Raw genomic sequence first — 23,892 nt, 5'->3', positions numbered from 1 at the left:
TAGCAGTTGCGGCCATCCTGCTTTTCTTCAGTTTCATCAGTCGCCGCTACCGTGCACGTACTGCAATTCGTACAACTTGGCGTAATAGCCGCCTTTTCGCAGCAGCTCCTCGTGGCTGCCTTCCTCCAGCAGTTTGCCTTTGCGGAATACCAGAATCCGGTCTACGTGACGAATGGTCGAAAGGCGGTGGGCAATCACAATCGAGGTGCGGCCTTCCATTACCCGCTCCAGGGCAGCCTGAATTTTCTGCTCGGTTTCGGAGTCCACATTGGCGGTGGCCTCGTCCAGGATCAGCAGGATGTCGGGATTGTGCAGGATGGCCCGGGCCAGGGCCAGCAGTTGCTTTTGGCCGGTCGAGAGTCCCCCGCCCCGCTCGTGCAGGACGGTTTGATAGCCTTGCGGCAGCTTCTGAATAAACTCATCGGCGCCCACAAACGCGCACACTTCCTGGATGCGCTTTAGGGAAATGCGCTCGTCGCCCAGCCTCAGGTTCGACTCAATGGTGCCGCTAAATAAAAAGGGGTCTTGCAAAACAATGCCAATGGCCCGGCGCAAATCGCGCTGGCGGTAATCCCGCACATCCACACCATCAATCTTGACTGCCCCCCGCTGCACATCATAAAAGCGGGCGATCAGGCTAATTACGCTGGTTTTGCCAGCCCCGGTCGCGCCCACCAGGGCAATCTTTTCTCCAGGTCGTACCCGAAAGCTCACCCCGCGCAGCACCCAGTCCCAATCGTCTGCTGGCTTCTGGCCAGAAGCGGGGGCCTCGAGCCGCTCCGAAGATAATCCGCCCCGCTCGGCCTGGCTCCCTGGCTCCAACGGGGCCTCGCCCCGCTTGCCGTAAGCAAACCAGACGTCCTCAAAATCAATCTGGCCCCGAAAGCGCTCAACCGCTATGGCCCCTGGTTTGTCGGCCACCTCTTCTTTGCTGTCCAGGAGCCCAAAAATGCGCTCAGCCGAGGCCATGGCCGCCTGGAAGATGTTGAATTTGTCGGAGAGGTCTTGCAGGGGCTGGAAGAGCTGGCGCACGTAATCGGTAAAGGCTACCAGCAAGCCCAGGGTAATGGCTTGTTGTATAACCTGGCCTCCTCCGTACCACAGCACCAGGGCCACGGTGATTTCCCCCATAAAGCCCACTAGAGGAAAAAACAGGGCAAACCACTTAATGATGTCTACCCAGGCTTTGCGTAAGTCTGCCGAAAGCAAGTTGAATTGCGCTTCGTTTTTGGGCTCCCGACCAAAGAGCTGGGTGGTCTGTACCCCGGCTAGATTTTCCTGCAGCGAGGCGTTAACCTTGGCCAGCCGCAGCCGCATGGCCCGGTAGGACTCGCGCATTCCATTGCGAATCCAGGTGGTAACGGCCAGGAAGATGGGCATGATGGCAAAGGCCACCAGGGCCAGGCGCCAGTCTAGTACCAGCATGAAGGTCATCAGACCGATGATTAATGCAAAATCGGCGATGAGCCCGACCAGGCCGCCGGTGATGAACTGGTTGATGGCGTCCACGTCGGAGGTGATGCGGGTCATCAGGCGGCCCACCGGGTTACGGTCAAAATAGCCCAGGTGCATGCGCTGGAGCTTGGCAAAAATCTCTGAGCGCAGGTCGAACAGGATGTGCTGCCCCACCCAGCTAATCAGGTAGGTCTGGGCGTAGTTGGCTATGAAATCCACCACCCGCACCGCCAGAAAAACCGCGCTAATGAGCAGCAGGGTCTCGTAGCGTTGGGCCAGGGGCAGCACCTCGCGCGGCAGGATGGCGTTGTCGATGGCGTATTTGATAAAAAGCGGGGTCGAGGCTGCCGTAAGGGTACTCACGACCAGCGCCAGCAAAGCCAGCCCTATCTGCTTCCAGTAGGGCCGGACGTACTTTAGAATGCGCCGGGCTAGTTTGGCATCAAAACTCTTCTTAAAGGCTTCTTCTTCGTGCATAAGACTCCGCTGCTGATGGTTGCTAATGGCTGGTAGCTCTTCCTGGCAATGAGTCAGGGGCGCTAATCTACCTCCGCTTGCAGGCGCTGGATTCTATCCAGCTCGGCATAGATGCCCCCTGTGGCCAGCAGCATCTCGTGGGTGCCTTCTTCGGCAATTTTGCCGTGATCCAGCACCACAATCCAGTCGGCGTACTGCAAGGTGGAGGTGCGGTGGCCAATCAGAATGGTGGTTTGTTGTCCCAGCACGCCTTTGAGCCCCGAAAGAATACGCGACTCGGTCTCGGTATCTACAGCGCTCATGGCGTCATCAAGAATCAGAATTGAGGGCTTGCGGGCCAGGGCCCGGGCCAGTGCGACCCGCTGGCGCTGCCCGCCCGAGAGGGTCACGCCGCGCTCACCCAGGGAGGTGTGGTAGCCTTTGGGAAAGCTCATAATATCGTCGTGAACGCCGGCCAGCTTAGCAGCCCAGGTGGCCCGCTCGAGGTCTACCTCTGGTAGCCCAAAGCAGATGTTTTCGACCAGGGTGTCAGAAAACAGGAAGGGCTCCTGTGGCACCATTCCGATGGCTGCTCGTAAGGCCGCGAGGGGCAGCTCTTTTACGTCGGAGCCACCCACCAGCACCCGGCCTGTGGTGGGCTCCAGGATGCGTGGAATCAGGCTTACCAGAAGGGTCTTGCCGCTTCCGGTACGTCCGGTGATGCCCAGGGTGGTGCCCTCGGGAATGGTCAGGGTGATGCCATCCAGCACCTTGCGCCCGCCCAGCTCCAGGCTTACCTCCTCAAACTTGACCTCTCCCCGTAGGTGCAAAGGAGCCAAAGAGCGCTTGGAAGAATCCGGTGTATCGGTGATGCGGGCGGGTTCGCGCCAAAACTCCTCCAGCCGCTTGTAGCTGGTCGAGCCCCGCTGGAAGATGGTGAGCGTCCAGCCCAACCCCACAATGGGCCAGCCCAGCATCATCAGGTAAGCGTTGAACTGCACGAACTGCCCGGTGGTCATCTCGCCCCGGATGACCATCCCGCCACCCATCCACAGCACAATCAGGGCGGCAAAGCCCATCAGCAGGCCCATCAGGGCCCGCACCGGGCCCTCCACACGGGTCAGGGCAAGGCTTTTGGCGATATAGTCCTTGTTGAGGGCCTGAAAGGTCTCGAGCTCGCGGTCTTCCAGGGCAAAGCCCTTGACCACCCGGATGCCGGAGAAATTTTCCTGTGCGCGGGTAGAAATGCGGTCGAAAGACTCCTGGCTTTCGCGGTAGCGCCGGTCAATCAGGCGCAATACGTAGTACATGACCCCAAAGATGATGGGAAATACCAGCGATAGGGCTAGGGCCAGCGGCACGCTCACCAGGTACATGGCCACGATGGCAAACACCACAAACATCAGCAGGCGGCTGCCCATGTTGATGCCGCCACCCAGCATCTCGCGCACCGCGCCCAGGTCGGTGGTGAATTTGTTCATCAGATCGCCGATGCGGTTTTTGCTGTAAAAATAGCTGTCCAGGGCCAGGGCTTTTTTGAACAGATCCATGCGCAGGTCGTGCTCGATATAGCGGCTGGCCACCACCAGGAGTTGCCGGTTGGCCCAAGAGAAAATAGCCGCGGCCACTGCTGCGCCCAGGATGGCCCATACCCAGACCAGGTAGGCCTCGCCTGCCTGAATGGCATCGATGGCATGGCGCAGGAAGTAGGGCGACAAAGAAGCCATCCCTACCGAGGCAATGCCCGCCAGCATACCCCACAGATACTGCGATCCGTAGCGCCTCAGGTAAGGCATCAGGGCTATTAGGGGACCAAAAACTGACCGGTCAGTTTTAGAGGATGAATCAAGCTGACCCGGAGTACTCATTTCTACCACCTTACTCCTCCCAATGTTTTTACAGCGTATGCCTAAACCTATTTGGGCGCAAAGCTAGGTGCAAGGCACGGAAACACGATTGTATCAAACCTGTAGGTCTTTAGCTAGTTCGGCGGCAACCTGGGGCCAGGGGGCCTCGAGGCCCACCAGACGCCAGGGTTTCGGGGGTGGGGTTTTTTTGAGCACCCGGCGCAGGGGGGTGGGCAGGGGCAGGTACTCGGCATCATGAACATATAAAAGCCCCTTGACTTTGCCCAGCCTCGAGAGGTAGCGGTGCATTCCGGCGGCCTCGAGGTCGGTGGGTAGGACGAGGCCTAGCTCGAGGTGCCTTCCCTCCTGGCGAAGCTCAGCCGGCGCCTTATCGGCCAGGAACGGGTGGAGTCCATACTCGGCCAACCCGCGCCCGAGGGCCGCCAGCCAGTCGGGGTCACTGAGCAGCATGGGCTGGGCCACCACCCCAATCAGGTGGGTTCCAGACTGCTTCAGAGGTGGAAAGGGAGCGTTTAGCAGATGCTTGGTGCGTTCCAGCGCCCGCCGGGCCAGCATGGGGTTTTGGGTCAGGTGCTGCCCAATTTTTGCGGCCAGACCGGCTACCTCGAGCGAGACCTCAGCCGGAACCACCAGGGTGGGTGGCAGGCCCGGCACAAGCCGCTCCAGGGTTGCCGCCAGGTCTACCAGCCAGGGTGAAGGGCCGACTTTACGGGCTTCAACGCCAAGCTGCACGTCGGGCAGCAGGAGAAAGTCTACCCCCTGGTTCTTCAGGCTGAAGACCTGGCTTAGCACCCGCCGAATTGGCTGGGGGACAGGCAAGTCTACTGTAATTGCTTCGGGACGAACAACCTCTACCTCCAAGGCTTGCAAATAAGACTCCCAGAAAGGCAGGTAGCGATTGGCAAGCCAGCTACTCAAGACACCTACACGCACCCGACTATCCTATCGCACTCTGTGGTCTGGTGAAGGCCGGTTGTACCCAAAGCCAAATCCCAAGGGGCCATCTTTTTGCATCCTGGAGCGCAACCCCATTACCTTTGGCAAAAAACGCCTCCCGTGGTTCAGGCTGCTTCGGCGCCGGGCTGGTCATATGAACCCCGCCTGAATCGTTCCGTTAGGGATTGTTGGAGCACCATCGTTTTTCAGGCTGTTGCTACCCGCGCTTCAGGCGGGGGCCCCAGAAAAAGAACAAATCAAAGACATTTCTTATCATTCCGAATTCACCACCGAGGCTTCCTTTGTTTCATTGTGCTCAGGAGGATTTTCTTCGATGCGCGACAAAAATTGGCTAAGCGCCTCCAGGCTCTCGAACTGATGAAGTAACCCGCGTTGCTCGTCCTTGAGAACCACCCAAACGCCGCTTTGGTCTTGCCAGAGTTGCAACAAAAAGGTCTGGTTCTTCGGCATAGCCCCTCTTGTGCCTCAGAGGGTAGCAGGGAAGCCGTTACAAAGCCGTTATGTTTGGAGAAGCTGCCGCACAAAGCTTCGGAGGGCGTGCATTCCTAAGCGTAGGGAGTTGGGCTCTACCCATTCTTCGGGGGTGTGGGCACCGCCCCCCTGGTAGACGCTCAGGGTAATGGCAGGAATGCCTGCTTCTACCCCCGCCGAGGCATCGGTAGAACCAGCGGTGAACTGGGCCTCGAGGCCTATCTCCATAAAGGCCCGACGGGCCGCTTCCAGCATGGCTTCGGTGGCGGTCATGCCAGCAGGACGCTCACCCAGTACGTCAATTTCCATGCGCAGGCCGAACTTGCGAGCAGCTTCCATCAAAATTTCGCGCACCTGTGCAACCATCCGGCCCAGCTCTAAGGCCTCTAGTGCCCGCAGATCGAGCTCGAGGCCCACCTCCTGCGGGATGGCATTGATGGCTTCGCCACCCCACAACCTTCCCACATTCAGGCTGGTATTACTGCTACGCTTTAGGGCGTACATCTCAGCCAGGGCCTGCCCCAGCGCCGGCACGGGTGATGGGGCCTCCCGGTCGCCCCAGGCATGGCCACCCGGCCCTATAAAACGGGCCCGCATCCGGTGCGAACCCGCCGAGCGACTCACAACACCTGGCAGGTACCCATCCACTGCAACCACCTGTTGGGGCCGCAGGTGCTTGACCAGGTGCCGGGCTCCCCGAAGGTTGCCCAGCCCTTCCTCGCCCACGCTAAAAGCCACGGTGCAGCCCAGAGCCACCAGCTCCTGGGACAGCGCCAGCAAGACAGCTACCCCTGAGGAGTTGTCGCCCACAGCGGGCCCGTACCAGCGGCTTTTTTCCCGCCGCAAGGGGGCGGGGGGAAGCACGGTATCGAGGTGGGCAACCAGTAAAGTGGGGCCCTGGCCTGCCCAAACGTTGCCCAGCTCATCGGTTTGGGGCGTCAGTCCCTGGGCCTGGAGTTGTCGGGCTACCCAGGCCCCACGGGCCGCATCGCCGCCAATTTCAGCAATTTCCCCCAGCAGGGCTATGGGATCGCGGCTGGTTTCTGTGGTAAAGTCGCTCATTGGCTTCAGATAATACTGGCTCGAGGCCCACCGCACCGCGGGCGGGGCAGGCACACCTACTGCTCGTTGTTTTTTTCTGCCAGACCCTCGCGCAGGGCGTAGAGGGCGGCCTGGGTGCGGTTGTTGAGGTGGAGTTTCTGGAAAATGTCCGACAGGCGGTTACGCACGGTTTTTTCCGAGAGCGAAAGCTCGGAAGCGATCTCGAGGTTGGTGTAGCCCTGGGCTACCAGGCGCAAAATCTGCACCTCGCGTTCCGATAGTTCGGCGTGTTCTTTGGGGATGGCTTCTTGTTTGGCCTTGAAGTCCTGGATGATCTGCTCAGCCATCTCGGCATCCAGCAAGACCTCGCCCTGATAAACCCGCCGAATGGCTTCCAGCAGCTCCTTGGCATCGGCATCCTTGAGCATGTACCCCCGGGCTCCGGCCTTCACCGCCTCAAAGACGTAGCTGTCCTGGCGGTACATGGTTAGCATGATTACTTTGGCCTGGGGCCATTCCTTGAGGATTTCCTGGGTGGCCTGTACGCCATCCAGGCCGGGCATTTGGATGTCCATCAGGATGATGTCGGGGTGGGCCTCGAGGGCGTGGCGCAGGGCCTCGCGCCCGTCCTTGGCCTCGCCCATGACCTTAAAGTCAGGCTCCGCTTCCAGCAGGCTTTTGAGCCCCTGACGGAAGAGGGCGTGATCGTCGGCGAGTAAGATGCGAATCATTAGTATGCATTGTACACAGAAGCCTGACTCAACCGGCGTACAAGGGAATGTTCAAATATAGCCAGGAGGTTTGATGATGAACGGATGGGCTTTGTTGCTGCTTGCGATTGTGTCGGAAGTGATTGGCTCGACGGGTCTCAAGGCTTCGCAGGGCTTTAGCAAGCCGCTGCCCTCATTAGTGGTGGTGCTGGGCTATGCCAGCGCCTTCTACTTTCTGAGCCTGGCGCTCAAGACCATCCCGCTCAATACCGCCTACGCGGTCTGGTCGGGGCTGGGCACCGCCCTGATTGCAGTACTGGGCTGGCTGGTGCTCAAAGAGCCCATGAACGGCGCAATTGCCCTGGGCATCGTGCTGATTATTGTGGGGGTGGTGATTTTGAACCTGGCCTCGAGGGGGCATGGGTAGCGGGTAGGCTGCGCCTGCTTCACATCCCCCTGGGCTGTCCGGTAGCTCCCAAGACCTGAGGCCAGAGTTCGCTTTGGGGGTCAATCTGTTTGCGCTTTTGTGTGGCCATCGCAACGGGCACATGGGTAAAGTGCTGGTTCCAGTAGCCCACCATCATGCCGGTGCGGCCGCTCATCCCGGCGTGTACGGTATGCTACCCTCAACCGGCTAGTGGACTCTGGCCAGCGAGGCGAGTTTTCCCGCTTTGCGACACGGAAAATTGATGCCTCTGGTGAGCCAGACCACCAGAGTGTACCCTGAGACCATGCGCCATCCCAACCCAAAGGCAGGCCTGGGCGTTTTATTGGTAGACGACCATGCGGTGGTGCGCCAGGGGTTGCGTATTTTTTTGGCAACCGATGAGGGGCTTTATGTGGTGGGTGAGGCCCAGAATGGCCAGGAAGCGCTCGAGAAAGTGGCCGAGCTACACCCGGATGTGGTGCTGATGGACTTGCTGATGCCGGTAATGGACGGGGTGCGTGCAACCCGCGAGATCAAAGCGCGCTTTCCCGAGGTGGAGGTCATCGCCCTGACCAGCGTGCTGGAAGACCAGTGGGTGGCCGAGGCTATACACGCAGGTGCAACGGGTTATCTGCTCAAGGACACCCAGCCCGAGGAACTGATTGAGGCCATTTATGCCGCGGGCCGGGGTGAGGTGCGGCTGCACCCCGAGGCGGCCCGACGGCTAGCCCAGGAAGTGCGTACCGCCGAGATGCGCGAAGCCCTGACCCCCAGGGAAACCGAAATACTGCGGCTGATAGCCCAGGGGCTTTCCAACAAGCGCATCGCCCAACAACTGAGCCTGTCCGAACTCACTGTCAAGACCCACGTCTCCAACCTGCTTTCCAAGCTGGGGCTATCCTCACGCACCCAGGCCGCCTTGTTTGCCATCCGGGAGGGGCTAATTGGGCCTGGTTGATTTCCTGCACCGACCCTGGGCCAGAACCCTGGCCGGGTTTTTGGAGGCGGTTCAAGAGGCTGTCCTGATTGCCTCAGCAGAGCGCAGGCTGGTCTATGCCAACCGGGCCGCCCTGGACTTGCTGGGCTACAGCCTGGAGGAGCTCCAGGCCAAAGAGACGCTGGACTGGGTTGCGCTGCCCTACCGCAAGGGGCTGGCCCGAGCGATGTGGCCTGGCAGCCCTGCACAGCCCGGCACCCTCGAGCTTGCCTTTGTGCAGAAGGACGGGAGCTGGCGGTATGCGCGCTGTTCCTTTCTGTACCTGGAGATGGAGGGCCAAATGTACAGCGCGACCATTGCGCAAAACATTGCCCAGCCCTGCCAGACCCGGCAGAGCCTTACGGACGCGGACGTGCCTTATGTTGCCCAGAATGCCATTGAAGTAGAACGCCTCGCAAGCAAGCGTCTCGAGGCACTCTACCAGGCCGACGAAAAGCTCTACGCTTCGCTCGAGCTCGATCAGGTGTTGCAGGCCCTGGCCGATGTGTGCGTGGATCTGCTGGGCGCCGACAAGAGCTGCATCCTGACCTGGGATGAAACCCACCAGCGCCTGATAACCCGGGCCCAGCGGGGCTTTACTTCCCAGTTTGTGCAGCTTATAAACGAGTACGCGGGACACGGCCTGATAGTCTATGCGGCCCGCGGTGGGGAAACGGTGGTGGTGCAGGACACCCACCAGGACGGCTCGGTGGTTCGGCAGATAACTGACCCCGAGGGCATCCGGGCTTTTATGCATATCCCCATACGGCTCGAGGGCCAGGTGTTTGGGGTTTTTAGCGTAAACAACCTGCAGCCCCACACCTTTGGCCCCGAAGAACAGCGGGTTTTTACCTCGCTGGCGCGACGGGCGGCCCTTGCCATTCAGAACGCCCGGCTCTATGCCCAGGCCCAGGGCAAGGCGGTTCTGGAAGAACGCCAGAAGCTGGCCCGAGACCTGCACGACTCGGTTTCGCAGACCATCTACGGCATTGTCTTGGGGGTGCGCAGTGCCAAAGCCCAGCTTGCCCAGCACCCCGAGCAGGTTCCGGCAACGCTGGACTTCGTGCTGAAGTTGGCCGAGGCGGCTACGGCCGAGATGCGGGCCCTGATTTTTGAGTTACGCCCGGACTCCCTAAAGCACCAGGGATTGGTTGCAGCGCTAGCCAGGCAGGTAGCGGCCACACGGGCCCGGCATGGCCTGTATATCGAGACCCGCCTGGGTTCCGAGCCACCCCTGAGCCTGGAGGCTAAAGAAGCCCTGTACCGGGTGGCCCAGGAAGCCCTCCACAACGTGGTCCAGCACGCCCAGGCCCACAAGGTGTACCTGCGCCTGGAGCAGCACGACAGCAAGGTCGAGCTCGAGATCCGCGACGATGGGGTGGGCTTTGATAGCCAGCGCGAGTATCCCGGCCACCTGGGCCTGGTTTCCATGCGGGAACGCATCGAGCGTCTGGGGGGGCGCTTTTACATAGCCAGCAGCCCCGGCGCAGGCACTACGCTGAGGGCAGAGCTGAACCTGCCCTCAAGCTGATCGTCTTCGTCGTGCTAAAACGTAGTAGCGTAGAGAAGTGCAAGAGTCGCTATGGCATTTGCTGGCCGCTACCCTGATTGGCTTTGCAGTGGGCCTCGAGCGTGAGCGGGCGAAGGTAGAGCGCCAGGGCTCGACCATCGGGGGGGTGCGCACCTTCACCCTGCTGGGGCTGCTGGGAGGGGTAAGCGCCCTTGGGCAAAACCAGTGGTTGCCGGCGGTGGGGCTGGCGGCGGTGGCCGGGCTGGCGGTGTATACCCTCAAAAACAGCCGCGATGCTACCAGCCAGGTAGCGGCCCTGCTGGTGTATATGCTGGGGGTGCTGTGCGGTTTGGGTACGGTGCTGCCGGCCCTGTTCACCGGGGCCCTGCTGCTGGGTTTCCTGGCCTTTCACGATGAACTTCACGCTTTTGCCGGGGGGGTACAGCGGGGCGAGGTGGAGGCAGCGGTGTTGCTGGCGCTGCTCCTTGGGGTGGTTTACCCGCTGCTTCCTGACGCCAACTATGGCCCTTATGGGGTCTGGAATCCCCGCGAAATCTGGCAGGTGGTTCTGCTGGTGGCCGGGGTTAACTTTGTGGGTTATCTGGCCTTGCGCTTGCTGGGCTCTAAAGGCCTGTGGGTAGCGGCTTTGCTGGGTGGTCTGGTTTCGTCCACTGCGGTTACCCTTTCGATGGTGACCCAGAGCCGCGCCAACCCCAGCCGTAACCCGCTCTGGGCCAGCGGAGTGGTGCTGGCCTCCCAGATGATGCTGGGGCGTATTCTGGTCTGGAGCGCTACCGCCCCGGCCCTCTTGCAGTTGCTCTGGCTCCCGGTGCTTTTGTGGCTACTGTGGGGGTTGCTGGTCGCGGCCTGGCTGACTGGGCGCGACCGGGAAGCACCGGAAAGCGTGCCGGTACAAAACCCCCTGCAGCTCCAGGGCGCACTGCTCTTTGCAGGGGTTTATGCGCTGGTCAAGCTACTGACTAAAGTGGGCCTCGAGGTCTTCGGTAATGCTGGGGTCTACGTGGTAAGCGCCCTTTCGGGAGTGGCCGATGTGGACGCCATCTCGCTCTCGCTGGCCCGCCTGACGGCCAACGAACAACTGATGCTGTCGGTTGCTTCCATCGCCATCGTGGTGGCTGCCCTGAGCAACACCGTATTCAAAACCGCGCTGTCATTTGGAACCCGGGGACTCGGCTTATATGTGGCGCTGGGGCTGCTTCCGGGCGGGCTGCTGGCTTTGCTGATGGTGCTTTGAGCTAGGCCTCACTTACCAAAGCGCCGCTCACGTTTCTGGTAGTCGCGTACTGCCCGCAGAAAATCTACCTTGCGGAAGGCAGGCCAGAACGCATCGAAGAAGTAGTATTCGCTGTACGCAGCCTGCCACAGCAGGAAGCCCGATAGACGAATCTCGCCCGAGGTGCGAATAATGAAGTCGGGGTCGGGTACGCCGGCAGTATAAAGCCGCTCAGAGATGTGCTCGAGGTCCAGCTCGGCGGCCAGCTTTTCCAGCGACTTGCCGGTCTGGGCAGCTTCCAGCAACAGGCTTTTGACGGCATCTACAATTTCTTCCCGCCCACCGTAGCCCATGGCGATGTTCAGGAGCATGCCGTTGTGGTGCTCGGTGGCTTTTTCTAGCTCCTCCAGTGCTTCCAGCACCTTAGGGGGGAAGCGGTCGTGCCGCCCAATCACCTTGACCCGCACCTTGTTGGCGTGGATACGGGGATCCTGGGCCATGCGCCTGGCCTCCTTTACGAAGAGCTGCATGAGGGTCTCTACCTCGACCTGGCTGCGGTTGAAGTTGTCGGTAGAGAAGACCCAGATGGTCACGGTGGGAATGTTGAGCTCCAAACACCACTCCAGGACCTCGTAGGCCTTCTGCACCCCGAATTCGTGGCCGTGGTGCCCGTCCAGGCCCAGCTCCCTGGCAAAGCGACGGTTGCCGTCCAGGATCAGCCCCAGATGCCTGGGGGCATGCCCCCGTCGCACCTCGGCCTCGATGCGCTTTTCGTACCACCAGTACAGGGGCTTGAGAGCAGCGCTAAATAGGTCGATCATTTGTTTTCGCAGAGAGCGTTTTGGAATGCGCGCAGGGGAAGTCAGGGCCATGAGCCACCTCAACCCTCATATCTTATCCGGAAGTTTGCCGGTTTCGATGTGCAAATGGGCGCAGGGGAATCACAGCCGGCTAAGCCAGAAAAAACCCCGCTTCGGGTTGCGGAAAAATAGATCGTGCCTGGTGTGCTCATCTTGGCCGCACGGTACTGAGTTTCTCCAGAGTTGAAATGCAAGATGCTGTTCCGAAAGATCGCTTTTAGGAATTGCGCCAGGTACGCATAGACTCATTCTGCGGGGCTTTGCCAATCTACCCTGGCGCAACTTGGATGGGCATGGGCGATAGCAATGAAATGCAAGCGCACGCGCCGCTGGTCACAAACAAAAACCCCCAATCGGCTCAGGGGGTTGTTGTGGTATGGCGTTGTTTCTGGTGCCAAGGGGCGGAATCGAACCGCCGACACTGCGATTTTCAGTCGCATGCTCTACCGACTGAGCTACCTTGGCATAAGATGCGCCGGACGCAGCTCATGGCACGGCGCAAGTTTGGCGCTCCGGACGGGACTTGAACCCGCGATCTCCCACGTGACAGGCGGGTATGTTAACCAACTACACCACCGGAGCAAGTTGTTGCGCTGTATCGGAATCGCCCGTACAGGCACATAGGATAATAGCGGTTGGCCTATTGGGTGTCAAGCATGTTGACCTGGAAAGAGGTGCTTGCCGAGCATAAAACCCTTCGTGGGATTGGTAAGGACAGCCTGCTGGTTGACCGGGGTGAATCGGGCTATAAAAACCGTTTTTTGCCCGATGGTTCCATTCTCTATCCTGGCGAAGGGCTTTGGGGTAATCAGCAGCCTCGTGGAGGTAACCGGATTTTGCTGGATGCGCTCGAGCAACGTAAGCCCATGCGCCTTTATCTGCGCGAGGGAACCAACCGCTGGGTCAGGCTGGGTTTGTACCGGGTTGCATCGGTGGACTATAGGTGGGAAGAAGGCGAGAGGCGCTATGTCTATTGGTTCAGGCTGGTGCCATTGAAGGCCGCGACCTGAGCCAGAAAGGCCCGAAGTTTGTTGGGGTCTTTGCGGCCTGGCTCGAGCTCGACCCCACTGCTTACGTCCACTGCGTAGGGCGCTAAATCCAGCACCGAGCGCAGGTTTTCTGGCGTCAAGCCCCCGGCCACAATCAAGCGCGGATGTTGCCGGAGGGGTAAAAGCCACTCCAGCGGATAGGTCTGTCCACTGCCAGGGCTTACCCCGTCTACCAGGAGGGCATCGGCGGGGTAAGTTAACCACTCAGGCGAGGCAGGCCCGGATATCCGAATGGCCTTGATAACCGGGAAAAAGCGTCGCACCTGCTCGGCCCATCCGGGCGGTTCGGCCCCGTGGAGCTGGGCTACCTGGAGCCGGGCGGCCTCCATCTGCCTCAGCACCTCCTCGGGTGGGGTGTCCACAAACACCCCGACCCGAACAGCAAAAGGCCCCAGTGCGCTGGAAATGGGCCGAATTTGCTCGGGTTCTATATAGCGCCGGGTGCCTGGGGCCAGGATAAAGCCCAGGGCCCAGGCCCCCAGGTTTTCGGCCAAGAGGGCGTCTTCCTGGCGGGTAATCCCGCATATTTTGGCCCGCACCATCAGACTTCTCCCGCTTCCCATAGCTGCTGAAAACTTTTGGGGCTGGGCGAAAGCCCGGCGCGGCCTTCGGTCCAGGCCTTGAGCACTGGCAGTACGCTATTGTCCAGCGCTTTTTCGGGTAGAAGTCGCAGGGCCCTGGTGGCCAGACGGTAGGCCCAGGGGTTGGTCATGGCCAGGGCATAGGCCTGGATGGCGGCTGCCTCGAGCCTGGGGGTAAGCCCCTGCTCCACCGCGCGGTTGCGCCAGGTGAGCAGCAGCCTGGGGATAGGAATCCGCACCGGGCAGGCCTGGAAGCAGGCCCCGCAAAGCGAAGAAGCATAGGGGAGGGGCTTGGTGTCCTCGAGGCCCACCAGCCCGGGCGCGAGGATGGCCCCAATGGGCCCGCTGTAGACGTAGCCGTATGGGTGTCCGCCGGTCTGACGGTAGACCGGGCAGGCGTTCAGGCAGGCTGCACAGCGCACGCAGCGCAGGGTTTCCCAGGCTTCTGGGTCGGCCAGCAGGCTGCTGCGCCCGTTGTCGACAAAAACCACGTGCACTTCCTGGGGACCGTCGGGTTCGTCTGGTTTTTTAGGGCCCTGGATAAGCGAAACAAAAGTACCCAGCCGCTGGCCCGTGGCCGCGCGGGCGGTGAGCGAGAGGAAAACCGAAAGGTCGCTGAAGCGAGGCAGGAGCTTCTCGATCCCCACCAGGGCCACATGGATGCGCGGGGCCGAGGTGGCAAGCCGGATGTTGCCCTCGTTTTCGATCAGGGCCAGGGTGCCGGTTTCGGCCACCACGAAGTTTCCACCGGAGATGCCCATATCGGCCTGCAAAAACCCATCGCGCAGGAGCTTGCGGGCTACGGCGGCCAGGTCTTCGGGGCTGGCCTCCAGCGGGGTTTGGAAGCGCTCGTGGAACAGGCGCCGAATCTGCTCCAAGTTCAGGTGGATGGCCGGGCCCACGATGTGGGAGGGGGGCTGGTGCAAAAGCTGGATGATGTACTCGCCCAGGTCGGTCTCCAGCACCTCGAGGCCCATCCCTTCCAGCAAGGGGTTGATGCCCAGCTCCTCCGAAACCATGGTCTTGGCCTTGACCACTTTGCGCGCCCCCGCTTTGCGGGCGATTCCGGCCACGATGCGCTGTGCCTCAACGGCGTCTTCGGCCCAGTGCACCTGCACACCGTTTTGCTTTAGCTTTTCCTCGGCCTGGAGCAGATACCTGTCCAGGTTCATGAGCAGGTGGTTCTTTACACCTTCGGCCCAGCGCCGCCAGGCTTCGGCCTCTACCTCGGCGTAAGCCTGCCGCCTTTTGCTATCGAAGCTCAGGGTGGCTCCCGTAACCGACGCGCGTACCTCGGGGTGCTCGCGCAGCAGCCGGGCCGCCTCTTGCGGGTAACGGTTCGCGCTTACTTTCATCCCACCGCCTCCCACAGCACCGTGGCCAGGGGGCGCACGGGCAGGTTCAGGTTTTGGTTTTGCATACGGCCCATCAGGTGCAGAATGCAGCCGCCATCGGCGCTGGTCAGGAAGTCTATCTGGCCTGGCGGCAGGGTAGAAAGTTTGCGGTCGGCCATGCCCAGCGCCACCTCGGGCAGCTTTACCGAAAATAGCCCGCCAAAGCCGCAACACTCCTCAGCAGCCACCCAGTCCACAAGCTCGGCCCCGCTGCCGCGCAGCAGGGTTAGGGGCTCTTGTCTGATGCCCAGCTCGCGCAAGGCGTGGCATCCGTGGTGGTAGGCAATGCGTTTGCCCTGCAGGCCCTGGCCCAGCTGGCTGACGCCCAGCACTTTTACGATGAACTCGGCCAGCTCGTAGGTTTTGCGGCTCAGGGCATCGGCTCGGGTGAACATTTTGGGGCGGTCACGGTAGAGCTCAGGATAGAAGTTACGCAGCATGGCCGTGCAGGAGCCTGAAGGAAGCACCACGTACTCGGCCTCCTCGAGCACATCCAGCGTATGGTCGGCCACCTGGCGGGCCTGGGCCCAGTAACCTGCGTTGTAGGCGGGCTGGCCGCAGCAGGTCTGCCCGCTGGGAAACTCCACCGTGCAGCCCAGGTGGCGCAGAAGCCGAACCGCTGCCACGCCTGCATCAGCAAAAAACTGATCGGCCAGGCAGGTAACGAACAGGGCAACTTTCATGTTGGGTGGATTATATCCAAACAAACCCACAGCGGGTGTGGTTCGGTATGATGGGTTTTCAGGGGGTTTGTTGTGCGACGCAAAATTTTGCTTACCACCTCGAGCCAGCTCGAGGGCTACCAGATCACCGAGTACCTCGATGTGGTGTTTGGTGAGGCCATCGTGGGGGCCAACATCTTCCGCGACCTGTTGGCCTCTGTGCGCGACATTGTGGGGGGGCGCAGTGGGGCCTACGAAGCCGAGCTGCGTAAGGCCCGCGAGATTGCTTTGGGGGAGCTCGAGCAGGCCGCCGCAGCCATGGGCGCCGACGCAGTAATTGCCATTGATGTGGACTACGAGACCGTGGGCCAGGGCAACATGCTGATGGTCACGGCCTCCGGTACGGCGGTGCGAACCAGCCGGAGGTACTGATACCTGAAGCATTCCGCTAAGTGGGCCAAAGCATCCTGGCGGGCTGTTGCCGGTGGGGCCCAGCGAAAAGAACGAACCAGAGCGCTCTTCACAAATATTGAGCTCCTCACTGCTTGATTGTTTTGTCCTGGTCAGCACAGTTGCCTCCCGGATGGGAGGCAACGTCTGTGAAGAGTGCGATAGAATCGCTGCTATGCAAATCCCCCCCTTTTTGCGTGGTGAGATAGAGGGTGTGCACTGGCTGGTCTCGGTGTGGCTGCGGAACCTGGATGAAGTAGAGGAGACGGTGCAGAAGTGGGCTGGTAATCTTACGCCAGAAGGGTTTTGGTGGGTGCCTGCACCCGAAACCAACCCCATTGGAGGGCTGGTGCAGCATATTGGGGGTTCTTCCTACCGCCTGCTGCTGCGCGGTACCGCCCAGGAAATACCTGAAGCCCTGCGCATCCGCCCCGCCGAGGAGATGGCCCCAAGCGGGCGGGCGCCGGAGGAGGTACTGGCCGAGTTTGAGCAGAACCTCGAGCGGGTTCGGGTCGGCCTGCGGGCACTGGAAGCCGAAGACCTGATGCGTACTGTCCGGGTAGGCCCCCACCAGGTAAAAGCGGTTTATGTGCTCGACCACATCGCTGCCCATGCCCAGCACCACGCGGGCCAGATTATTACCACCCGCAAGCTGTGGGAAGCGAGAAACCGCTAGAAATAATACCGGATTCAAAAAGATAATCTTCAAATAAAAAGCGCTAAGAGGCTATCTTTTTGAATCCTAGAGCACACCCCTCGCTGCGCTCGGCGAAGAAAGCGTATCCCTTCGGTCGGGTTAGTTCGACACCGTTCGGTGACGAACTAACCGAATCTGGTATAACCTGAGCATTGTCGCCTCCAGATCGGTCAGGTTCCTGCGGGGGCAAGGCCTAGCCAGTGCCAACCTTGCATTGACAGATTTATATATATCAATGTATATTGCGACCATGCCCACCCTAGCCCCCCCACAAGAAGTAAGCCTGGAGGAAAGCTCCCTCGAGGTAGCCGCCGCGCTTTTCAAAGCCCTCTCCGACCCGGCCCGGCTCAGGATTCTGGCCCATCTGACCCATAGTCCGAATGGCGCTTGCTGCGGCCCCGAGCCCGGGGTGTGTGCCTGCGACCTCGAGGCTGTGACTGGGCTTTCGCAGCCCACCGTTTCGCACCATATGAAGTGCCTGGTCTCGGCCCGGCTGGTCAAAGGCGAAAAACGCGGCAGGTGGATGTACTACCAGATTGACCCTAGAGGTTTTGCCCTGATCAAGGCCTTTTTGCCCAGCATTGGCGGGTAATCGTTCCAAAGAGGAGGAAGGTATGACCACACAGGAACTGCTCGAAACCCTGGCTTCGCACCAAGACAAGTCGCTGGTCTTCGAAGCCAGCGGACAGCGGATCGCCCCCGGCTACCACGTCACCGAGGTGATGAACGTGACCTACGAAAGCATGGACTGCGGCGGGCAGGCCAACTTCTGGCGCGAGACCGTGGTGCAACTGATGGGACCCGGCCCAAAGGACAAACCCGAGTTCATGACGGTGGCGAAGTTTTTGAACATCTACCATCGGGTGGCAGCCTCGGTGCCGGTGCGGGGGGAGGCCGAGATCCGCTTCGAGTATGGCGATGTCCTGCAGCCGGCCGTCCACTACCATGTGGCTCAGATGGCCCTCGAGGGCGAGCATCTGGTGGTGCGCCTGGTTGCCCCCGGCGTAACCTGCAAGGCCCGCGACCGGGCCGTCGGCTGCTGCGGGCCAGTTGGGCTCGAGGTTGCCACCCCTGCGGCCACACGCTGCTGCTAGTGTGGTCTGGGGAGAATAAAATAACTTCAATCCGAAAAGAGGAATCATGATTACCTACTGCACCGCTACCTCGGACGACCTGCCCGAGATCATGGCCTTACTGAACGCCGCTCATCTACCTCAGGTAGGTCTGGAAGAACACATTCTGAACTTCATGCTGGCCCTCGAGGGCGACAAGGTGGTGGGCTGCGCCGGCCTGGAAGTGCATCAGGACAGCGGCCTGCTGCGTTCGGTGGTGGTGGCACCGGCGTACCGCTCCCAGGGGGTAGGGGCCAAGCTAACCCAGGGCATGATGGATTTAGCCCGACAGAAAAACCTCACCTCGCTCTCCCTCCTCACCGAGACCGCAGCCGACTTCTTTCTGCGCTTCGGCTTCGTAGAGGTTAAGCGTGTCGAGCTGCCTGCCGCCTTGCAGAGCTCCCAGGAACTCCAGGGGGCTTGCCCCGAAACCGCCATCGCCATGACACTCCTGCTGCAAGAAACCCCTGAAGCATAAAGCCAGCCAAACCCAGGGGGTTAGCCTGCCGCGGGTACTGGATGCAGAACCCCCCCTTGTTCCACACGACCGACCCCAACGCGTTGAACCCTCGCGCCTAGAGCGGGTAATCGTCCACCCATGGCCCATTCCTCACCTTTCTCTGCCTATCATGGCTGGCGCATGGCCTGGGCGCTGGCCGTTACTCAGACCATTGGGTTTGGGGTGCTCTACTACGCTTTTGGCGTATTCGTGAAGCCCATGGAGTCCGAGCTAGGCTGGAGCCGGGCCGAGACTTCGGCGGCCTTCTCGCTGGCCCTGCTGGTCTCGGGGCTGGCGGCCCTGCCGGTGGGGCGCTGGTTCGACCGGCACGGGGCCAGGGCCCTCATGACGGCAGGCTCCATCTGGGGGGCCTTGTTGATTTGGGGCTGGGCCCATGTACAGAGCCTTGCGGCGTTTTACTTGCTCTGGGCGGGCCTGGGCCTGGCGATGGCGATGGTGCTCTATGAGGTGGCCTTTGCCGTGCTGGCGGTCTGGTTTCGCCGCTACCGGCCCCGGGCCATGCTGGTCGTAACCCTGATGGCCGGGCTGGCCAGCACCATTTTTGTGCCGCTTACTACCTGGTTGGTACAGATCATTGGCTGGCGCGAAGCGCTGGAGATTCTGGCCCTCATTTTTGCCCTGGGCACCATTCCCCTGCACGCACTGGTCTTGCGGCGGCGTCCGGAGGACATTGGACAGATGCCGGATGGCGAGTACTTTGAGGGAGGTTCGGCCCCCCCCAGACAAGAGACTAGCGTGGGGGCCAGGGAGGCCCTGCGCCAGCCCACGTTTTGGTGGCTGACGCTGGGTTTTGCCCTGTCCAGGGCTACCAGCATCGCCCTCACCGCCCACATGGTGCCCTTGCTCTCAGAGAAAGGCTTTACCCCGGCCCTGGTAGCTCTGGCGGTGGGTGCGGTGGGGGTAGTGCAACTGGTAGGGCGCCTGGTCTATACCCCTTTTAGTGAGCGGGTCTCGCTTTTCCAGCTTAGCGCAGCGTTCATGGCCTGCTACGCGCTGGGTTTGCTGGGCTTGCAGCTTTTGCCGGGGATGCTGGGGCTTTGGGCCTTTGTGCTGTTTTTTGGTCTGGCCAACGGCTCCATCTCCCTGGCCAAGCCAGCCCTCATCGCCGAGACCTACGGCCCCCAACACTACGGCACCATCAGCGGCAGCATGAGCTCTGTGGTCGCGATAGTCCAGACGCTTGCTCCATTCGCCGCCGGTGCGCTGCACGGGCTTTCAGGCGACTACACCCTGGCACTCTGGCTTTTTGCCATGCTGGCTTTTCTTTCGGCCATGGCGATATGGCAGGCCCGCCCCAAAGCGGCTTTGTTGCAATCGTGAAACCTTCTCTGACACTGCCATGAAAATTGCCCGATAATCTTCCTTGATGCGTATTTTAGTCCTTTGCACCCACAACTCGGCCCGCAGCCAGATGGCGGAGGGCTGGTTGCGGCACTGGGCCGGGCGGCTCGAGCTGCCCGCCGAAATCTGGTCGGCAGGTACCGAGAAAACCTTTGTGAAGCCCGATGCCATTCGAGCCATGCAGGAAGTGGGCATAGACCTCAGCGCCCACACCTCCAAAACCCTCTACGACCTGCCCGATCCGTGGAACTTTGACCTCGTTCTCACCGTGTGCGACTCGGCTGCCGAGAACTGCCCGGTCTACCCCGCCCGAACCCAAAGGCTACACGTATCCTTTCCCGATCCATCGGGCAAGGGCCAGGGGGCCTGGCGAGCGGTGCGGGATGCCCTGGGTCGGATGTCTGAACACCTGATTCGGTGCCTCAAGCAAGGCCAGACCCCCAGCGAGGCCGAGCTGCAGGAGGCCGCAGGGCTACAACAGCTCACCTGATGGAGGCGAGATGAAGCGGCGCAAACTCTCGGTTCTGTTTCTGTGCAGCCACAACTCGGCCCGCAGCCAGATGGCTGAGGCCCTACTGCGACACTATGCGGGTGAGCACTTTGAGGTCTACAGCGCCGGGCTTCACCCCAGCGAGATTAACCCCTTCACCCGCCAGGTGCTTTCGGAAATGGGTCTGGACATGGCCGGCCAGTACGCCAAAAGCCTGATGGAGTACTGGGGCGGCAAGTTCAACTTCACCTACCTGTTTGTGGTCTGCGACCGGGCCGAGCAGGAGTGCCCACTCTTTCCTTTCAGCATCTATCGCCTTTACTGGCCCTTCGAAGACCCCAGCGCCGCCCAGGGTTCCGACGAGCACAAGCTCGAGCGCTTCCGTGCCGTGCGCGATCAGATTGCTGCCAAGATTCGCGGCTGGCTGCGGGAGCTCGAGACGCAGCACATCCTTCCCAGCACTACCTCTACCCACTAAAAGCAATCTCTGCTACGGGCTATACTGAAGCCCATGCGCAGCCTGCAACGCCGGATCCAAGATTTCCTGGCCGAACCTTTGCCCGACGAGATAGCCCTAAACCACAACCCCGAGTCCCTCACCGAGCTGGTGCTGAACACCTATGCCAGCGGCCAGCCTTTCGACACCGGTCTGATTAAGATGGCCCAAATCTGCCTGGGTGAGCTCGACCATGCCATCGCGGAAGCGGCCAGCGAGCAAGGACGAACCTAATTCGCCACGGTGTCAAGTACGAAAACACCACCCTCTTCGAGGGCTACCCGGCCAAGCGCCCCTGGTACTACAACGCCTCCGACGTCTATCAGGAGGTGCTGCCCTCGGCGGCCCAGGGCTACCCCTACCCCATCAAGATTCTCTTCCACTACATGGGCTCCCCGGCTTATGCCCTCCCGGCAGGCCAGACCCAGATCGAGGCCATGCTAAACCCTGACAAAATCGGGCTGATTGTGGCTTCGGATATCGTGGTGGGGGAAACCTATGCCTACGCCGACTACATCTTCCCCGACCTGTCGTACCTCGAGCGCTGGGAGTTCCACGGCTCGCACCCCAACGTGATCTGGAAAACCCAGCCCCTGCGCCAGCCCACCATTGCCCCCATCCCTGAAACCGTGCGGGTTTTTGGTGAGGAGATGCCCCTCTCCATGGAGGCCCTGCTCTTGGGACTGGCCGAAAAGCTGGGCCTTCCGGGCTTTGGCGAGAAAGGTTTCGCCAACGGTATGCCCTTCAAGCGGCCTGAAGACTTCTACCTTAAGATGGTGGCCAACCTGGCCTACGGTGATTCCAAAGACGGCAGCAAAGCGGTTCCCGAGGCTAGTGACGAAGAGTTGGAACTTTTTGTTCGCGCCCGTCGGCACCTGCCCGCTTCGGTCTTCGACCTCGATAAATGGAAAGCAGCTATTGGCGAGGAACACTGGCGGCGTGCGGTATATGTCATGAACCGGGGCGGACGCTTCGAAGACTTCAAAAAGGCCTTTGCGGAAGACGGCACAGTAGCGCATAAATACGGCAAGCAGATCAACCTGTACCTGGAGAAGCAGGCCGGGGCCAAAGATGCCATGACTGGGAAGCCCTACTACCCCATCGCAGCCTACTTCCCCGCCTACCTGGATGCCACCGGCCAGCCCATTGCCGATGCGGAGGAAGGCTACGAGCTGACCCTGCTGACCCACCGCATCATTACCATGACCAAGAGCCGCACTGTCTCGAACTACTGGCTGCTGAATGTGCAACCGGAGAACTTTATCGCCGTACCCAAAGAGGATGCCCAGCGGCTGGGACTGCGCGATGGGCAGATGGTCAAGGTGGTCTCCAAGAGCAACCCCGAAGGGGTTTGGGATCTCGGCAACGGGCTCAAGAAGCCCATGATCGGCAAGGTCAAGGTGGTGGCGGGGCTGCGTCCGGGCAACGTGGCCTTCTCGCTGGGCTACGGACACTGGGTCTATGGCGCTACCGATCTGGTAATCAACGGTCAGGTGATCAAGGGCGACCCCCGCCGGGCCACGGGCATTCACGCCAACGCCGCGATGCGGGTAGACCCGCTCCTCAAAGACGTGACCCTCTCCGACCTGACCGGTGGCAGCGCGGTTTTCTACGACAGCAAGGTGCGCCTACAACCTGTGTAGTGGTTGGCTTTTATGGGCGCCGGGGTTCGTCGCCGCAAGGTGGCGAACCCCTGTGGTTTGCGCTATGGGACATCCGCCCTTGAACATCTCGGAATGCTTTGATATATTTCAAAAATGATTGAATCAATGATTGCTGAATCAATCAACCCAGCATCTCGGAGTGGGTTGCAGAGGGGCTTTCAGGCCCTTTCCGACCCCACCCGGCTGCGCATACTGGGGTTGCTGGAAGGGGGTACGCGCTGCGTCTGTGAACTCCAGAGCGGCCTTTCCGAGATTGCCCCGAACCTGCTCTCGCACCACCTACGGGTTCTGCGGGAGGCCGGGCTGGTGCACGCGGTGCGACGGGGGCGCTGGATTGACTACTCTCTGAACGCCGAAGCCCTCGAGCAGCTCCGAAAAGCCATCCCCCGCCCCAAGGCCTTTGCGGCGGCTTGTGTTTGCGAGGATATATGAATACCCTACGCCTGAGTAAACCCTCACCCTGGATTGGCCTTGGGCTGGCCGCGCTGGCCTGGGTGGTGCTATACCGCTCCATTCTTCCCTTTTGGGACTGGGTGGTGTACCAAGTGCTGGGCCTGGCCGCCGAGACCCGCTTGGGCGAGGCGGTTCACTTCTTCCTATACGACACCAGCAAAATTCTCCTGCTGCTGTGCGCCATCATCTTTGTGGTAGCGGTGATACGGAGCTTTTTTAGTGTGGAGCGCACTCGAGCCTTGCTGGGTGGCCGTCGGCTTGGGGTGGGCAACCTGCTGGCCGCCGTTTTGGGGGTAGTTACCCCTTTTTGTTCGTGCAGCGCGGTTCCGGCGTTCATCGGGTTTGTTTCGGCGGGGGTGCCGCTGGGCATCACCCTGACCTTTCTGATTGCCAGCCCCATGGTCAACGAGGTGGCGCTGGTGCTGCTCTATGGCCTGTTTGGCTGGCAAATTGCCGCGTTGTACCTGGTCTCGGGGCTGACCCTGGCGGTGGTGGCTGGGCTGGTGCTGGGGCGTATGGGCCTCGAGCGCTACGTGGAGCCTATTGTGTATCAGACCAAGGTGGGCAAAACCAGCCTCGACCCCGCCCTGGGCCTGAGTTGGGAGCAGCGTTTTGAGGTGGGCCTTGCAGAAGTGCGTAACATCCTGGGCAAGATCTGGCCCTACCTGCTGCTGGGTATTGGCCTGGGTGCGGTGATTCATGGCTGGGTTCCCGCCGACCTGTTCGTTCGCTACGCCGGGGCCAACAACCCCCTGGCCGTTCCGGTGGCGGTTTTGCTGGGTATCCCGCTTTACTCCAATGCCGCAGGTATCCTGCCTTTGATAGAAGTTCTGCACCAAAAAGGCATTTCGATGGGCACCCTGCTGTCTTTCATGATGGCGGTGGTGGCCCTCTCGCTGCCCGAAATGATCTTGCTGCGGCAGGTGCTCAAGCCCCGCTTAATCGTGATCTGGGTGTCGGTAGTGGGCATGGGCATTATTCTTACCGGCTACCTGTTCAATGCAGTTTTGTAGGAGGC

General features: G+C 60.8%; 28 protein-coding genes and 2 tRNA genes. 17 read left to right on the top strand and 13 right to left on the bottom strand.

The window, feature by feature from the left end:
- Positions 1 to 36: 36 nt before the first annotated feature.
- From Q355_RS0100825 to Q355_RS0100800, 6 genes are all read right to left on the bottom strand, one after another.
- Complete coding sequence (locus Q355_RS0100825; RefSeq protein WP_027876026.1) at positions 37 to 1,932, bottom strand: ABC transporter ATP-binding protein; 1,896 nt, start codon at positions 1,930 to 1,932, stop codon at positions 37 to 39.
- 62 nt (positions 1,933 to 1,994) lie between these two features.
- The gene (locus Q355_RS0100820; RefSeq protein WP_036258374.1) at positions 1,995 to 3,707 is read right to left on the bottom strand and encodes an ABC transporter ATP-binding protein; all 1,713 of its coding nucleotides are present in this window, start codon (positions 3,705 to 3,707) and stop codon (positions 1,995 to 1,997) included.
- A 165-nt stretch (positions 3,708 to 3,872) separates the two neighbouring features.
- Positions 3,873 to 4,697 (bottom strand): hypothetical protein, encoded by an 825-nt coding sequence (locus Q355_RS0100815; protein WP_245597440.1) that lies wholly within the window; start codon positions 4,695 to 4,697, stop codon positions 3,873 to 3,875.
- A 291-nt stretch (positions 4,698 to 4,988) separates the two neighbouring features.
- Complete coding sequence (locus Q355_RS0100810; protein ID WP_027876023.1) at positions 4,989 to 5,186, bottom strand: hypothetical protein; 198 nt, start codon at positions 5,184 to 5,186, stop codon at positions 4,989 to 4,991.
- 48 nt (positions 5,187 to 5,234) lie between these two features.
- A complete protein-coding gene (locus tag Q355_RS0100805) occupies positions 5,235 to 6,269 on the bottom strand; it encodes a M20/M25/M40 family metallo-hydrolase (RefSeq protein ID WP_027876022.1) in 1,035 nt (344 codons plus the stop codon).
- A gap of 56 nt (positions 6,270 to 6,325) precedes the next feature.
- Positions 6,326 to 6,979: a response regulator transcription factor gene (locus Q355_RS0100800; RefSeq protein WP_027876021.1), complete on the bottom strand. Its 654-nt coding sequence runs from the start codon at positions 6,977 to 6,979 to the stop codon at positions 6,326 to 6,328.
- Between the two features lie 76 nt (positions 6,980 to 7,055).
- Between Q355_RS0100800 and Q355_RS0100795 the strand changes: the two genes are divergently transcribed.
- Complete coding sequence (locus Q355_RS0100795) at positions 7,056 to 7,385, top strand: DMT family transporter (protein ID WP_027876020.1); 330 nt, start codon at positions 7,056 to 7,058, stop codon at positions 7,383 to 7,385.
- A gap of 19 nt (positions 7,386 to 7,404) precedes the next feature.
- Here Q355_RS0100795 and Q355_RS16625 read toward each other — a convergent pair whose 3' ends face one another.
- Positions 7,405 to 7,560, bottom strand: a complete 156-nt coding sequence (locus tag Q355_RS16625; RefSeq protein ID WP_156941846.1) for a hypothetical protein — start codon at positions 7,558 to 7,560, stop codon at positions 7,405 to 7,407.
- A 129-nt stretch (positions 7,561 to 7,689) separates the two neighbouring features.
- Here Q355_RS16625 and Q355_RS0100785 point away from each other — a divergent pair, with 129 nt between their 5' ends.
- From Q355_RS0100785 to Q355_RS0100775, 3 genes are read left to right on the top strand one after another with little or no spacing between them, the layout of a single operon-like run.
- Positions 7,690 to 8,343, top strand: a complete 654-nt coding sequence (locus Q355_RS0100785) for a response regulator (protein WP_027876019.1) — start codon at positions 7,690 to 7,692, stop codon at positions 8,341 to 8,343.
- The gene (locus tag Q355_RS16125) at positions 8,330 to 9,892 is read left to right on the top strand and encodes a GAF domain-containing protein (protein ID WP_051529246.1); all 1,563 of its coding nucleotides are present in this window, start codon (positions 8,330 to 8,332) and stop codon (positions 9,890 to 9,892) included. Before Q355_RS0100785 ends, Q355_RS16125 begins: the two co-directional genes overlap by 14 nt.
- Before the next feature lie 37 nt (positions 9,893 to 9,929).
- Positions 9,930 to 11,126, top strand: coding sequence for an MgtC/SapB family protein (locus Q355_RS0100775; protein WP_027876018.1), 1,197 nt, complete (start codon positions 9,930 to 9,932; stop codon positions 11,124 to 11,126).
- A gap of 8 nt (positions 11,127 to 11,134) precedes the next feature.
- On the opposite strand, the gene Q355_RS0100770 is transcribed toward Q355_RS0100775, so the two are convergent.
- From Q355_RS0100770 to Q355_RS0100760, 3 genes are all read right to left on the bottom strand, one after another.
- Positions 11,135 to 11,977, bottom strand: a complete 843-nt coding sequence (locus Q355_RS0100770) for an isoprenyl transferase (protein ID WP_084495980.1) — start codon at positions 11,975 to 11,977, stop codon at positions 11,135 to 11,137.
- 377 nt (positions 11,978 to 12,354) lie between these two features.
- Positions 12,355 to 12,430: transfer RNA gene (locus Q355_RS0100765), tRNA-Phe, on the bottom strand.
- Between the two features lie 40 nt (positions 12,431 to 12,470).
- Positions 12,471 to 12,547: transfer RNA gene (locus Q355_RS0100760), tRNA-Asp, on the bottom strand.
- 74 nt (positions 12,548 to 12,621) lie between these two features.
- On the opposite strand from Q355_RS0100760, the gene Q355_RS0100755 reads away from it, so the two are divergent.
- Complete coding sequence (locus tag Q355_RS0100755; RefSeq protein WP_027876016.1) at positions 12,622 to 12,975, top strand: SRA domain-containing endonuclease; 354 nt, start codon at positions 12,622 to 12,624, stop codon at positions 12,973 to 12,975.
- Here Q355_RS0100755 and Q355_RS0100750 read toward each other — a convergent pair.
- Genes Q355_RS0100750 through Q355_RS0100740 form a run of 3 tightly spaced genes read right to left on the bottom strand, consistent with a single transcriptional unit; the run spans position 12,936 to position 15,672 of the window.
- The gene (locus Q355_RS0100750) at positions 12,936 to 13,556 is read right to left on the bottom strand and encodes a phosphoribosylanthranilate isomerase (RefSeq protein WP_036258371.1); all 621 of its coding nucleotides are present in this window, start codon (positions 13,554 to 13,556) and stop codon (positions 12,936 to 12,938) included. The two genes, Q355_RS0100755 and Q355_RS0100750, sit on opposite strands and share 40 nt — an antisense overlap.
- Positions 13,556 to 14,950, bottom strand: coding sequence for a LutB/LldF family L-lactate oxidation iron-sulfur protein (locus Q355_RS0100745; RefSeq protein WP_027876014.1), 1,395 nt, complete (start codon positions 14,948 to 14,950; stop codon positions 13,556 to 13,558). Before Q355_RS0100745 ends, Q355_RS0100750 begins: the two co-directional genes overlap by 1 nt.
- Entirely contained in the window at positions 14,947 to 15,672 is a 726-nt protein-coding gene (locus tag Q355_RS0100740) for a (Fe-S)-binding protein (protein ID WP_027876013.1), read from the bottom strand. The genes Q355_RS0100745 and Q355_RS0100740 overlap by 4 nt, the downstream gene beginning before the upstream one ends.
- 84 nt (positions 15,673 to 15,756) lie before the next feature.
- On the opposite strand from Q355_RS0100740, the gene Q355_RS0100735 reads away from it, so the two are divergent.
- The 12 genes from Q355_RS0100735 (at position 15,757) to Q355_RS0100680 (ending at position 23,887) form a co-directional block, all read left to right on the top strand.
- Entirely contained in the window at positions 15,757 to 16,083 is a 327-nt protein-coding gene (locus Q355_RS0100735) for a heavy metal-binding domain-containing protein (protein ID WP_027876012.1), read from the top strand.
- 193 nt (positions 16,084 to 16,276) lie between these two features.
- Positions 16,277 to 16,777: a DinB family protein gene (locus Q355_RS0100730; RefSeq protein ID WP_036258369.1), complete on the top strand. Its 501-nt coding sequence runs from the start codon at positions 16,277 to 16,279 to the stop codon at positions 16,775 to 16,777.
- A 271-nt stretch (positions 16,778 to 17,048) separates the two neighbouring features.
- Positions 17,049 to 17,390: an ArsR/SmtB family transcription factor gene (locus Q355_RS0100725; protein WP_245597439.1), complete on the top strand. Its 342-nt coding sequence runs from the start codon at positions 17,049 to 17,051 to the stop codon at positions 17,388 to 17,390.
- 22 nt (positions 17,391 to 17,412) lie between these two features.
- Positions 17,413 to 17,892: a DUF6428 family protein gene (locus Q355_RS0100720; RefSeq protein WP_027876009.1), complete on the top strand. Its 480-nt coding sequence runs from the start codon at positions 17,413 to 17,415 to the stop codon at positions 17,890 to 17,892.
- A gap of 46 nt (positions 17,893 to 17,938) precedes the next feature.
- A complete protein-coding gene (arsN2, locus tag Q355_RS0100715; protein WP_027876008.1) occupies positions 17,939 to 18,388 on the top strand; it encodes an arsenic resistance N-acetyltransferase ArsN2 in 450 nt (149 codons plus the stop codon).
- 162 nt (positions 18,389 to 18,550) lie between these two features.
- On the top strand, positions 18,551 to 19,750 hold the full coding sequence (locus tag Q355_RS0100710; protein ID WP_245597438.1) for an MFS transporter: 1,200 nt from the start codon (positions 18,551 to 18,553) through the stop codon (positions 19,748 to 19,750).
- Between the two features lie 46 nt (positions 19,751 to 19,796).
- Complete coding sequence (locus Q355_RS0100705) at positions 19,797 to 20,261, top strand: arsenate reductase ArsC (protein WP_027876006.1); 465 nt, start codon at positions 19,797 to 19,799, stop codon at positions 20,259 to 20,261.
- Positions 20,262 to 20,271: 10 nt separating this feature from the next.
- Positions 20,272 to 20,739 (top strand): arsenate reductase ArsC, encoded by a 468-nt coding sequence (locus Q355_RS0100700; RefSeq protein ID WP_027876005.1) that lies wholly within the window; start codon positions 20,272 to 20,274, stop codon positions 20,737 to 20,739.
- Between the two features lie 33 nt (positions 20,740 to 20,772).
- Positions 20,773 to 20,991: a hypothetical protein gene (locus tag Q355_RS0100695; RefSeq protein ID WP_027876004.1), complete on the top strand. Its 219-nt coding sequence runs from the start codon at positions 20,773 to 20,775 to the stop codon at positions 20,989 to 20,991.
- 95 nt (positions 20,992 to 21,086) lie between these two features.
- Complete coding sequence (locus Q355_RS15185) at positions 21,087 to 22,400, top strand: molybdopterin-dependent oxidoreductase family protein (protein WP_051529245.1); 1,314 nt, start codon at positions 21,087 to 21,089, stop codon at positions 22,398 to 22,400.
- Between the two features lie 114 nt (positions 22,401 to 22,514).
- Positions 22,515 to 22,853 carry an ArsR/SmtB family transcription factor gene (locus Q355_RS0100685; RefSeq protein ID WP_245597437.1) on the top strand — a complete coding sequence of 113 codons (339 nt, stop codon included), beginning with the start codon at positions 22,515 to 22,517 and terminating at the stop codon, positions 22,851 to 22,853.
- Positions 22,850 to 23,887 carry a permease gene (locus Q355_RS0100680; protein ID WP_027876002.1) on the top strand — a complete coding sequence of 346 codons (1,038 nt, stop codon included), beginning with the start codon at positions 22,850 to 22,852 and terminating at the stop codon, positions 23,885 to 23,887. Before Q355_RS0100685 ends, Q355_RS0100680 begins: the two co-directional genes overlap by 4 nt.
- The last annotated feature ends 5 nt before the right edge of the window (positions 23,888 to 23,892 follow it).

The sequence above is a fragment of the Meiothermus cerbereus DSM 11376 genome, from assembly GCF_000620065.1.
In the GTDB taxonomy this organism is placed as follows: Bacteria; Deinococcota; Deinococci; order Deinococcales; family Thermaceae; genus Meiothermus; species Meiothermus cerbereus.
This window is presented reverse-complemented; position numbering and strand designations above follow the sequence as displayed.